We start from the raw sequence: 12,391 nt of genomic DNA, 5'->3' as shown, positions 1-12,391 counted from the left end.
AATTCACCCGAGCCGCGAGCATGGCATTCCCACCTTTGCCGAAGACGGGTTTTGGAATAGGACTCGATCACGCATCATATTGGAGACCGCCATGTCCCTGCCCGACGAAATGACCTTTATCGATCTGCCCGCGCCCGGAGCGCCGGAGGCCATGGTTCTCGCCAAGGGGCCGTTGCCCAGGCTGCGCGCAAACGAGATCCTGATCCGCAGCGAGGCAATCGGCGTCAATCGTCCCGACGTCGCGCAGCGCCAGGGCAGCTACCCGCCGCCGGCGGATGCAAGCCCGGTTCTCGGGCTCGAGGTTGCCGGAGAGGTGGTGGCTGCTGGTGACGAAGTCGTCGGTTTTCGCGTCGGCGACAAGGTGACGGCGCTCGCCAATGGCGGCGCCTATGCCGAATATTGCGCGGTGCCTGCCAGCCAGGCCCTGTTCTGGCCGAAAGGCTATGATGCCGTCCGCGCTGCAGCGATCCCGGAAACTTTCTTCACCGTATGGGCCAACCTGTTCATGATGGCCGGCCTGAAGCAGGGCGAAAGCGTCCTCATCCACGGCGGATCGAGCGGCATCGGCACGACCGCGATCCAGCTCGCCCGCGCAATTGGCGCCGAAGTTTTCGTTACCGTCGGCAACAAGGAAAAGGCCGACGCCTGCCTTGCACTTGGCGCGAGCCGGGCGATCAATTATCGCGAAGAGGACTTTGCCGCCGTCATCAAGGCAGAAACGGGCAAGCGCGGCGTCGATGTCGTCCTCGACATGATCGGTGCGGCCTATTTCGACCGCAACCTCGCCTCTCTGGCGCGCGACGGCCGGCTGTCGATCATCGCCTTCCTCGGCGGCGCGGTGGCCGAAAAAGCAAATCTTACTCCGATCATGGTGAAACGCCTGCGCGTGATGGGCTCAACAATGCGACCGCGCACGGCTGATGAAAAGCAGGAGATCCGCGACGAACTGCGCGAGAAGGTGTGGCCGCTACTCGAGGCCGGCAGCGTGGCCCCCGTGATCAACAAGGTGTTCGCATTCAATGAGGTGGTGGAGGCGCATCGCCTGATGGAATCCAGCGATCACATCGGCAAAATCGTGCTGAAGGTGGGGTAAGGGCGAGGATCAGCCCTTCCGCACAAACCCGCCGATCTTCTCGCGTGTCGCAGATAAATCCATGTTGTCCGCCATGGCAACGGCAGCGTCTGCATAGGCATCGGCGATCTCAAGTTCGGTCTGCCGATAGAACAGGGATTTGCCGAGGCCGATGGCCTCAGGCAGCTTGGCGGCGATTGCACTTGCAGCCGCCTGCACGACCTCATCCAGCCGTTCCGCGGGCACCGCCTCGTTGATCAACCCGATCTCGGCGGCACGCGGCGCCAGGATCAGGCGCCCGGTCAGGGCCAGATCCAGCGCCTGCTTGGGCTGGACCGCCCGTGACAATGCCACCGACGGCGTCGAGCAGAACAGGCCGAGATTGATGCCATTGATGCCGAACTTGGCCGTTTCGACTGCATAAGCGAGATCGCAGGTTGCCACCAGCTGGCACCCGGCGGCCACAGCCGCCCCCTGAACGCGGGCGACAAACGGTTTGGGGCAGGCACGAATAGCCATCATCAGCCGCGAACAGCGGTCGAAATGCGCCTGCTGCCAGCCGCGATCCTCATGCTCCAGCATTTCCTCGAGATCGTGACCGGCCGAGAAGATCTTGCCATTGGCGGCGAGTATGACGACCCTGACATCCGGATTGGCGGATACTTCCGCTACGCGGTCCTCCAGCGCGTCCATCATTGCTGCCGACAGGGCATTGCCCTTGTCGGGCCTGTTCAAGGTTATGGTGGCGATATGATCGGCCACATCGATCAGCACGAGTTCGTTTCGCATTCCACTAATCCTTGAACCGGTCGCGCAGCTTGAATTTCTGGATCTTGCCGGTCGAGGTGCGCGGCAGTTCCGAAAAGATGAAATGGCGAGGCACCTTGAAGTGCGCAAGATGCTGGCGGCACCACTCTGCGAGTTCCGCCTCGGTCGCCTGCATGCCAGGGCGAAGCTCGATGAAGGCACAGGGTGTTTCGCCCCACTTCGGATCCGGCCTAGCGACCACGGCTGCATTGGCGACGGCAGGGTGCTTGTAGAGTGCATCCTCGACCTCGATCGAGGAAATGTTTTCGCCGCCGGAGATGATGATGTCCTTCGAGCGATCCTTGAGCTGGATGTAGCCATCGGGATGCATGACGCCGAGATCGCCCGAATGGAACCAGCCACCGGCAAAGGCATCTTCGGTGGCAGAACGGTTCTTGAGATACCCCTTCATGACCACATTGCCGGAGAACATGACCTCGCCGAGTGTCTCACCGTCGCGCGGCACCGGCTCCATCGTTTCGGGATCGATGACATCGATCCGCTCCAGCGTCGAATAACGCACGCCCTGCCGTGCCTTCTTGCGGGCCCAATCGGATGCGTCGAGAGCGTCCCAGTCGCCTTGCCATTCGTTGACGACAGCGGGACCATAGGTTTCGGTCAGCCCGTAGAGATGAATGACCTCGAAACCGGCCTCTTTCATCGCCCCGAGCACGGCCTCGGGTGGCGGTGCGGCCGCGGTCATGAAGGTGATGCGCTTTGCCACCGGGCGTTTTTCTGTTTCGGTGGCATTCAGGATGGTCGACATGACGATCGGCGCGCCGCACATGTGGGTCACGCCATGTTTCTCAATCGCCTCGTAGATCGCCGCCGCGCGGACCTGCCTGAGGCAGACATGCGTGCCGCCCACTACAGAGATCGACCATGGGAAGCACCAGCCATTGCAGTGGAACATCGGCAACGTCCAGAGATAGACCGCAGCCCCCGGCATCGTGCTTGTCAGGATATTGCCAAGAGCGAGCAGGTGCGCGCCACGATGATGATAGACCACGCCCTTCGGATTGGACGTGGTGCCGGACGTGTAGTTCAGCGAGATTGCATCCCATTCGTCGTCCGGGCCGCGATACGGATGGTTTTCGTCACCGGCTGCGACAAATGCCTCGTAGTCGATCTCACCGAGCAAAGCGCCCGACTGCGGATATTCCTTATCGTCGTAGTCGATCACCAGTGGCTTGTGGACGGAAATTTCCAGCGCGGCGTGGATCGTCGCCGAAAATTCCCGGTCGGTGATCAGCACCTTCGCCTCGCCATGGTCGATCATGAAAGCAATGGTGGCGGCATCGAGCCGCGTGTTCATTGTGTTGAGGATTGCGCCGGTCAGCGGTACGCCATAATGGCATTCGATCATCGCCGGGGTATTGGCGAGCATGACGGCGACCGTATCTCCCTTGCCAATTCCGCGACTGGCCAGCGCCGATGCAAGCCGACGGGATCGAAGGCGAAGGTCGCGATAGGACGTGCGCGTCTTGCCGTGGATGATAGCAATCCGGTCTGGGAATGTATCGGCGGCGCGCTCCAGAAATGTCAATGGCGTCAGCGCCTGGAAATTGGCCGCATTGCGGTCAAGGTCTTTGTCGTAAATGCTTGTCGTCATTGTCGGGCTCCTCCCCTTGCCAATATGTGTAAGTCAAACGCGACCGGTTGGAAAGTTGGCATAAGGTCTGATGCGCCTGGAGAGGTCTGCCACCCTTTGCGAATGGCTACTATGCGCCGGCCGGCATTGCCTGAAAGGGCTCCATCGTGTAGTCAGCGGCACTGAACACATCCTCCCCCGACACCGAGAGACCTATCCCCAATGTCAGGCATCGACCTCATCCTATTTGATTGCGACGGCGTGCTCGTCGATTCCGAAATCATCGCGGCGGAGGTGGAATCCAAACTTCTGCGCGACTCCGGCTTCGAGATCACCGCCGAGGACATGTGCGTGCGGTTTGCCGGTCTCGACTGGAAAAACATCCTGCTGGCGATCGAGAAGGAATCGGAACTGCCGCTTTCGGCCAGCCTGATCGACAAGTCCGAAAGGATCCTCGACCAGACACTGGCAAGGCGGGTAAAGATCATCGACGGCGTCCGCACCGCCCTTGCCCGGATCACCGAACAGCGCTGCATCTGCTCGAACTCGTCGTCGCAGCGGTTGGACATGATGCTGACCAAGGTGGGGCTCAAGCCCTATTTCGAGGGCCATATCTATTCCGCCAAGGATCTCGGTCCAGACCGCACCAAGCCGAAGCCGGATATCTATCTGCATGGCGCCCAGCAGTTCGGCGTCGACCCTTCGCGTTGCCTGGTTATCGAGGATTCCGTGCATGGCGTGCATGCGGCGCGTGCAGCGGGGATGCGCGTGATCGGCTTTACCGGCGGATCGCACACCTATCCGACGCATGCCGACCGACTGACCGATGCGGGCGCCGAAACCGTGATCTCGCGGATGATCGAACTGCCGCAGATGGTGGAAGCGCTGAAGAACTGGACGGAACTGGCGTAAACAAGTCCCAGTTCAGCCTGTCGCCATGTCCCATCCGGCCATTGGGCCAGCTTCTCTCCGCTGAGAAGAAGAAGGGGATCTTTCGATCACTCCAAATGGTGTCATCCTCGGGCTTGACCCGAGGGCCCATGACGCAAGCGGCCCGTGTGATCGTGGATCCTCGGGTCAAGCCCGAGGATGACTCGTGGCAGGAACTGGCTTCCAGTTAACATGGTCTTCGCAACGGTAAGAACGTCGTCAGAAGGGCCGTCTGACGGGGCAAGTTTCCAAGCCTCGCCAATCTCACTTCGTATTGTACGGACCTTCGTCGATGCCGGCGAACAGCCGCGTCATGCCGCCCGCGCCTTGCAGCACGACGTCGTCCTTGGAGAAAATGAACTGGCCGCTACCCTGCCCCGCCGGCACCGTCACCGGGAACCTGGTCAGTTCGGAATAGAGCGTCTGATCGCCATCGGTGGCAGCGACGCGGATCGGCAGCGTATAGCTCCCGGCCTTGCCGGCCGGGCCAAGCACGACGCGAACGCGCACAACTGCGGTCACTTTCAGTCCTTGAGCGGTCTGAAAGCACTGACGAGTGGTGCCGTCGAGCGTCGCCTGAAACTCCAGCTTTTCCGGATCGGCCATGCCGCTCGGGTCCTTCTTCGTTCCCTTGGCATATTGGCGATAGATCGCCGTGCCCTCGCGCAGGTAGATCTGCGGGCATGACCCCTGGACAACGACCGGGGTCGAACTGGAAGGGGCCGTCTCGTCCGTTTTCTTGCCGAGATTGAAGCTGCTGCTCATGTCGGAGGAACTGCAGCCAGCAACGAACGCAGCAATCGAAAGAGAAGCAAGAAGTCGGAAAATTCTACCGGACACTGTGTCGCCCCATCCTGTTAACTCATAAATCCAACACGGAATATAGCTGTTGTTTTCTCATGCAATCGGGCCTTTTCATGGCCCAGCGAGTTGGTCTATATCAGCCGCAAAATAAAAAATCGATTGGTCAGGGCAAAGATTCAGCCATTTTACGGGCGGCAGCGGACGCAAAATGGACAATCGGCGGCGCAACCCGCTGATAGGCTTGTTTTCGCATGCAATCGACAGCAACAGAGGTAGGCAAGTGCGGTACGTATCGACGCGGGGAGAAGCCCCGGAACTCGGATTTCTGGACGTTCTCCTGACAGGCCTGGCGCGGGATGGCGGTCTTTACATCCCCCGGGAATGGCCGCAGTTCTCCAAAAAGGAAATCCGGTCCTGGCGCGGCAAAACCTACCAGGACATCGCATTTGCGGTCCTGACACCTTTCGTCAACGGCGAAATCGAAGCCGACGAACTCAAGCGGATGATCGATGAGGCCTATGCCACATTCAGGCATCCTGCCGTAGCGCCGCTGGTTCAGACCGGGGCAAACTCCTATATCCTCGAGCTCTTCCACGGCACGACGCTGGCTTTCAAGGACGTCGCGATGCAGTTGCTCGCCCGCCTGATGGACCACGCGCTGGCTGTTCGCAACCAGCGGGCAACGATTGTGGGCGCGACATCCGGCGACACCGGCGGGGCCGCGATCGATGCCTTCGGTGGCCGCGACCGCACCGACATCTTCATCCTGTTTCCACATGGCAAGGTCTCGCCGGTGCAGCAGCGCCAGATGACGACATCGGAGCACAAGAACGTCCATGCCATTGCTGTCAACGGCACGTTCGACGATTGCCAGGACCTCGTCAAAGCGATGTTCAACGACATCAAGTTCCGCGACCGGATGCAGCTCGCCGGGGTCAATTCGATCAACTGGGCGCGCATCATGGCCCAGATCGTCTATTATTTCACCTCGGCGATTTCGCTCGGCGGGCCGGACCGCAAGATTTCGTTCACGGTGCCAACCGGCAATTTCGGCGACATCTTCGCCGGCTATGCCGCCAAGCGGATGGGACTGCCGATCTCGCGGCTGGTGGTCGCCACCAACGAGAACGACATTCTCGCCCGCACGCTGAAGACCGGCCGCTACGAGATGAAGGGCGTCAAGGCCACGACCTCGCCATCGATGGACATCCAGATATCCTCGAACTTCGAACGGCTGCTGTTCGAGGTGTACGACCGCGATCCCGCCAAGGTCCGCTCCGCGATGGATGGCCTCAAGCAATCGGGTGCTTTCGAGATCGAGAAGAAGGCGCTTGCCGCCATCGCCAAGGATTTCAGGGCTGATCGCGTCAGCGAAGCGCAGGTCGCCAAGACGATCAAGAACACGCTCGCCGAAACGGGTTACCTGCTCGACCCGCATTCCGCCATAGGCGTGTTCGTCGCCAACAAACAGGAAAAGCCCAAGGCGCCGATGGTGACTTTGGCCACCGCGCACCCGGCAAAATTTCCCTTGGCTGTAGAATCAGCTTGCGGTATTGCTCCCGCGCTGCCATCGTGGCTCACTGGTCTTATGCAAAGGGAGGAGCGCTTCGAGGTGCTGGATGCGGACATAAAGACGGTGGAAGCCTTCATCGCCCAAAATGCCCGGATCAAGAGCTGACCGGGCGTCAATAACTAAAATGAATGTTAAGTCCACTACGCTTCCCTCGGGTCTGACTGTCGTCACGGAAGAGATGCGAAATCTCGACAGTGTCGCACTCGGTGTCTGGATCAAATCCGGATCGCGCAACGAGGCCGAGGGGGAGCACGGGATTGCCCACCTGCTCGAGCACATGGCGTTCAAGGGAACCGGGCGGCGCACCGCGCGGCAGATCGCGGAAGAGATCGAAAATGTCGGCGGCGAAGTCAATGCCGCCACATCGACGGAATCAACCTCCTATTATGCACGCGTGTTGCGCGACGACGTACCGCTCGCAGTCGACATTCTCGCAGACATCCTGACGAACTCGGCCTTCGACGTGGACGAGCTTGAGCGCGAAAAAAGTGTCATCCTGCAGGAAATCGGTGCAGCCAACGATACGCCTGACGATATCGTCTTCGACAAGTTTTCCGAGACCGCTTTCCGTGCTCAGACGATTGGCCGGCCGATCCTTGGCACGCCGGAATCGGTGATGGCATTCAATCCCGACGAAATCCGCCGTTATCTCTCGCGAAACTATGTGACCGACCGGATGTTCGTGGTCGCGGCTGGCGCCGTTCGCCACGAGGACTTCGTCCGCGAGGTCGAGAAGCGGTTCGAGAACCTCCCGACCACGGCGTCATCGCCACTGATCATGGAGCCGGCCCGCTATACCGGCGGAGACATCCGCGAAGCCCGCGACCTCATGGACGCACAGGTGCTGCTCGGCTTCGAAGGCAAGGCCTACCATGCGCGTGATTTCTATTGTTCGCAGATCCTGGCAAATGTGCTGGGTGGCGGGATGTCGTCGCGTCTGTTCCAGGAAGTCCGGGAAATCCGCGGCCTCTGTTATTCCGTCTATGCATTCCATTGGGGCTTTTCGGATACCGGAGTCTTCGGCATTCATGCCGCCACAGGTGGTGACAACCTTCCCGAGCTCATCCCCGTTATCGTCGACGAGCTGAAAAAGTCCTCCATGTCCATCCGGCAGGAAGAGATTGATCGTGCGAGAGCGCAAATTCGTGCGCAGTTGCTGATGGGCCAGGAAAGTCCGGCCGCGCGTGCGGGCCAGCTTGCCCGCCAGATGATGCTCTATGGCCGGCCGATTCCCAACTACGAGCTGATGCAGCGCCTGTCCGATATCACCACTGACCGGCTGACTGACCTCGCCGGACGATTGTTCTTCAATACCACGCCGACGCTATCGGCAATCGGTCCGGTGGATGCGCTGGCACCAACCAGTGATATCGTGTCTTCACTGAGCGCTGCGCAGGCAACCGCGCACAAGACGGCAGCAGAATAACTCCTCCGGCGGTTGGCGAATGGCAAGATCAGTTTTCGGCTTCTTGTCCAAGCAAGCGACCGTCGAAGAGATCTCGGGTCCGGACCATTTTTTCCGGCTGCCGCGCAACTCCGACTATCCGCAGTGGTACAAGCTACGCTCGGAGAGTCGCAACTTTCTCGAAAAATGGGAACCGGCCTGGGAATCCGACGCCTTGACGGAAGGCTCGTTCCGCTCGCGTGTCATCCGTTGCAATCAGGAATTTGCCTCGGGGGTCGCCCAGCCCCTCTTCCTCTATTCCCGCCAGCAGGAAACGCTGCTCGGCGGCCTGACCATCGGCCATATCAGGCGTGGAGCTTCACAATCCTGCATGGTGGGCTACTGGATGGGCGAGCGGCATGCGGGAAAAGGCCATATGACGGCCGCGATCGAACTTGCTGTCCACCACATCTTTGACCGGCTAAACTTGCACCGGATCGAAGCTGCCTGTATTCCGGAGAACGAACGATCCATCCGCCTGCTTGAAAAAGCCGGATTTCGGCGCGAAGGATACATGCACGACTATCTCAAGATAAGAGGCGAGTGGCGCGATCATCTTCTCTATGCGCTCGTCTCGAATAAGCACAGCAAGTACGGGGCCTCAAGCATTTGACAGCACAACATCAGGAGCACGCCCCCGGCTTGGGCCCGCTTGGCGTATGCGTTCGCATATTGCTGTTTCTGGCTGCCCTGCTTCTGCCATCGCTTGCCCATGCGATCGAACCCGTAAAAATCTCCCGAGAAGACAAGGCACTGGATCTTACGGCAATTGCCGAGATCTATGCCAACCAGGGCGAAGCATTCCAGGTTTCGACCGCCGCCGGCACTGACGGAATCGTGCGCCGCATCGAAGTCAGGGCCAGTTCCAAGAATCACAATGGCGACTGGGCCGTCTTTGCGCTCGCCAACGTCTCCGACGAGCAGCTCGAACGATTGATCGTGGCGCCGCACTATCGTCTCGTCAACTCCAGCATCTTCTGGCCGGACCTCGGTTCCGACCGCATCCAGTCGATCACGCCCAGCGAAGGTTTTGCGCTCGACAGGGTCGAGAACAATGATGCCGATATTTTCTCCATCACGCTCAATCCCGGCGCGGTCATCACATTCGTCGCCGAGATCAATTCGCCCAATCTGCCGCAGCTCTACCTTTGGGAGCCGGAGGCTTACAAGGATACCGTAAACGCGTTTACCCTTTACCGTGGTATCGTGCTCGGCATCGCGGGCCTGCTGGCGGTGTTTCTCACCAATCTTTTCGTCATCAAGGGCACATCCATGCTGCCGGCGACGGCGGCACTGGCCTGGGCAGTGCTCGGCTATATCTGTGTCGACTTCGGTTTTCTCGAGCAATTGTTCGGCAACAATGCGCTGGACGAACGGGTCTGGCGCGCTGGCGCGGAGGTGGCGCTGGCCTCCGGACTGGTGATTTTCCTCTTCACCTACCTCAACCTCAGTCGATGGCACGCGAACCTCGCCTATGCGACGCTGGCCTGGGTGCTGGGCCTTGGCACACTTTTCGGGGTCGCCATCTACGACCCCTCGATCGCGGCCGGCATCGCGCGGCTGTCGTTTGCGCTGACCGCAATTGTCGGGTTGGTGCTGATCGTGTTCCTCGGCTTCCGGCGTTATGACCGCGCGATCCTGCTGATTCCGTCGTGGATCGTCATCCTGGTCTGGCTGTTCGGCGCATGGCTTGCGGTGACCGGCGAGCTTGACAACGACATCGTGCAGCCGGCACTGGCTTTCGGACTTGTGCTGATCGTGCTGTTGATCGCTTTCACCGTGATGCAACATGCATTCGCGGGTGGCGCCTACCAGCAGGGGTTGTTCTCCGATCTCGAACGCCAGTCACTGGCGCTCACCGGCTCGGGAGACACGATATTCGACTGGGACGTCGCTCGCGACCGGGTGACGACCATTCCCGATATCGCCCAGCGCCTCGGCGCGCTTCCAGGGACGCTGCATGGCCCGGCGCGCAACTGGCTGCCACGCTTGCATCCGGATGATCGCGACCGCTTCCGCGCAACGCTCGATATTCTGCTGGCGCAGAAACGCGGCCGGCTCTGCCACGATTTCCGCCTCCGCGCCGAAGACGGCCAGTATCACTGGCTTTCGATCAGGGCACGGCCGGTGTTGGCCGGAAACGGCGAGATCAGCCGGTGCGTCGGCATCGTCGAGGACGTGACCGAACAGAAAAACATCATCGACCGGCTGCTCAACGACGCACTCAACGACAATCTCACCGGCTTGCCGAACCGTCAGCTTTTCCTCGACCGGCTGCAGTCGCTGTTGTCACTGGCCGCCCATGACGAGAATATGCGCCCCACCGTGCTGACGATCGACATCGACCGCTACAAACAGGTCAACGACTCGCTGGGCATCGCGGCCGGCGACAATATCCTCATCGCGCTGACACGCCGGCTGAGGCGGCTGCTCCTGCCGCAGGATACACTCGGCAGGCTTTCCGGTGACGAGTTCGGCATCGTGCTGGTGTCGGAGACCGATCCCGCCCGCATCGCCGATTTCGCCGACGCCGTGGCAAAAGCCGTGTCCATGCCCATCAACTTCGCCAACCAGGAGATCATCCTGACCTCCTCGATCGGCATCGTCTCGTGGACAGATCAGACCACCACCGGCGAAGGCATGCTGAATGACGCCGAACTGGCGATGTACCGCGCCAAGAAGTCCGGCGGTGACCGGGTCGAGCCATTCCAGCCGGCATTCCGCATGGCTGTTTCCGACCGCCTGCAACTTGAATCCGATTTGCGCCGCGCCATTGAGCGCAAGGAACTGTCCATGGTCTACCAGCCGATCGTGCGGCTGGAGGATGCCGAAATCGCCGGCTTCGAAGCTCTGATGCGCTGGGACCACCCAAAGCGGGGAAACATCCCGGCCAGCGAATTCATCCCGCTCGCGGAAAGCTCCAGTTTCATCAGCGATCTCGGCCTGTTTGCACTGGAGCGCGCCACGTCTGATCTTTCGGGCTGGCTCGCGCAAACCGGCGAGGTTCCGTTCTTCGTCTCGGTCAACCTCTCCAGTGCGCAGCTGATCAACTCCAGCCTTGTCGACGATTTCAGACGGGTGATGGCGCGCACCGACACCGAGCCTTCGCGCATCAAGCTCGAGCTGACCGAAACGGTCGTCATGGAAAATCCGGAACAGTCACGGCTGGTGCTGGAGAAATTGCGCGAGCTGGGAGTCGGCCTGGCGCTCGATGATTTCGGTGCCGGTTTCTCGTCCCTTGGCTACATCACCCGCTTCCCCTTCGATACGATCAAGATCGACAGGACGCTGGTGCGCGACAAGAGCGAAAAGCGCGACGTGCTGCTGCGCTCGATCATTTCCATGGCATCGGAGCTCGAAATGACGCTGGTGGCGGAAGGAATCGAAAGCGAGGAAGACGCCATCAAGCTCGGCGAGATGGGCTGCCAGTTCGGCCAGAGCTTCTATTTCGGGCCGCCGATCGGCGCCGATTCCGTGCTCAGGATGCTGAAGGAACGCTTCCCGTTGATGAAGCGGAACTAGAGGGGCTGTTGTCAGCCATGCCCCGCTTGCATCGACAGCATGGCGGGGTTGATACCCATCAGGGCCAGTGCACGGTTGTACTTGTCCGCAAGCCCCCGGTCGAAGATCAGCGCTTCGTCCGCCGGGCATGTCAGCCAGCCGTTATTGGCGATCTCATCCTCGATCTGGCCGGCGCCCCAGCCGGCATAACCCAGCATCAACGCAGCTTTGCTCGGCCCTTTGCCGCGCGACATGGCGCGGATGATATCGACTGTCGCGGTCAGGCACATTTCCTCGCTGACCGGAATAGAGGATTGGGTGAGATAGTCGTCGGTGTGGAGCACAAAACCACGCCCCGTCTCCACGGGGCCGCCTTTGCGGATCGGGAATTCCCGCGTCTCGTCCGGAAGGAGAATGGCATCTTCGTCGGCGATCACCTTGAGATGCAACAGGATATCCACGAAGGTCAGCTGCTGCGGCTGGTTGATCACGAAGCCCATGGCACCATCGGCAGAATGGGCGCAAATATAGACAACGGAACGGTAAAAATTGCTGTCAGCCATTCCCGGCATGGCGATCAGGAACTGACCGTCAAGAAATCCACGCTCGCCCTTGCTCTTCAAAGACTTTAAATCGACCATGAAGGTAGCCTATCAAGTCACGGAGAAA

10 protein-coding genes are annotated in these 12,391 nt (G+C 60.2%); 6 read left to right on the top strand and 4 right to left on the bottom strand.

The window, feature by feature from the left end; all coding sequences use genetic code 11:
- Window positions 1-91: 91 nt before the first annotated feature.
- Window positions 92-1,093 (top strand): NAD(P)H-quinone oxidoreductase, encoded by a 1,002-nt coding sequence (locus JJB09_RS02290; protein WP_201652420.1) that lies wholly within the window; start codon window positions 92-94, stop codon window positions 1,091-1,093.
- A gap of 9 nt (window positions 1,094-1,102) precedes the next feature.
- Here the strand turns inward: JJB09_RS02290 and JJB09_RS02285 are convergent, their stop codons facing one another.
- Together JJB09_RS02285 and JJB09_RS02280 are read right to left on the bottom strand one after the other, a co-directional pair.
- Entirely contained in the window at window positions 1,103-1,861 is a 759-nt protein-coding gene (locus JJB09_RS02285; RefSeq protein ID WP_201652418.1) for an enoyl-CoA hydratase, read from the bottom strand.
- 4 nt (window positions 1,862-1,865) lie between these two features.
- A complete protein-coding gene (locus tag JJB09_RS02280) occupies window positions 1,866-3,491 on the bottom strand; it encodes an acyl-CoA synthetase (protein WP_201652416.1) in 1,626 nt (541 codons plus the stop codon).
- A gap of 201 nt (window positions 3,492-3,692) precedes the next feature.
- Between JJB09_RS02280 and JJB09_RS02275 the strand changes: the two genes are divergently transcribed.
- Window positions 3,693-4,382, top strand: coding sequence for an HAD family hydrolase (locus tag JJB09_RS02275; protein WP_201652414.1), 690 nt, complete (start codon window positions 3,693-3,695; stop codon window positions 4,380-4,382).
- Between the two features lie 282 nt (window positions 4,383-4,664).
- On the opposite strand, the gene JJB09_RS02270 is transcribed toward JJB09_RS02275, so the two are convergent.
- Entirely contained in the window at window positions 4,665-5,240 is a 576-nt protein-coding gene (locus JJB09_RS02270) for a hypothetical protein (protein ID WP_201652412.1), read from the bottom strand.
- Between the two features lie 244 nt (window positions 5,241-5,484).
- On the opposite strand from JJB09_RS02270, the gene thrC reads away from it, so the two are divergent.
- Genes thrC through JJB09_RS02250 form a run of 4 tightly spaced genes read left to right on the top strand, consistent with a single transcriptional unit; the run spans window position 5,485 to window position 11,743 of the window.
- The gene (gene thrC / locus JJB09_RS02265) at window positions 5,485-6,882 is read left to right on the top strand and encodes a threonine synthase (protein ID WP_343228973.1); all 1,398 of its coding nucleotides are present in this window, start codon (window positions 5,485-5,487) and stop codon (window positions 6,880-6,882) included.
- A 19-nt stretch (window positions 6,883-6,901) separates the two neighbouring features.
- Complete coding sequence (locus JJB09_RS02260) at window positions 6,902-8,203, top strand: M16 family metallopeptidase (protein ID WP_201652408.1); 1,302 nt, start codon at window positions 6,902-6,904, stop codon at window positions 8,201-8,203.
- A 19-nt stretch (window positions 8,204-8,222) separates the two neighbouring features.
- Window positions 8,223-8,834 (top strand): GNAT family N-acetyltransferase, encoded by a 612-nt coding sequence (locus JJB09_RS02255; protein ID WP_201652406.1) that lies wholly within the window; start codon window positions 8,223-8,225, stop codon window positions 8,832-8,834.
- Between the two features lie 56 nt (window positions 8,835-8,890).
- Window positions 8,891-11,743 (top strand): EAL domain-containing protein, encoded by a 2,853-nt coding sequence (locus JJB09_RS02250; RefSeq protein ID WP_343228975.1) that lies wholly within the window; start codon window positions 8,891-8,893, stop codon window positions 11,741-11,743.
- Between the two features lie 11 nt (window positions 11,744-11,754).
- Here JJB09_RS02250 and JJB09_RS02245 read toward each other — a convergent pair whose 3' ends face one another.
- Window positions 11,755-12,363, bottom strand: coding sequence for a YqgE/AlgH family protein (locus JJB09_RS02245; RefSeq protein WP_201652404.1), 609 nt, complete (start codon window positions 12,361-12,363; stop codon window positions 11,755-11,757).
- Window positions 12,364-12,391 lie beyond the last annotated feature (28 nt).

The organism is Phytoamicus setariae, from assembly GCF_016722925.1.
Lineage (GTDB): Bacteria > Pseudomonadota > Alphaproteobacteria > Rhizobiales > Rhizobiaceae > Rhizobium_E > Rhizobium_E setariae.
This window is presented reverse-complemented; position numbering and strand designations above follow the sequence as displayed.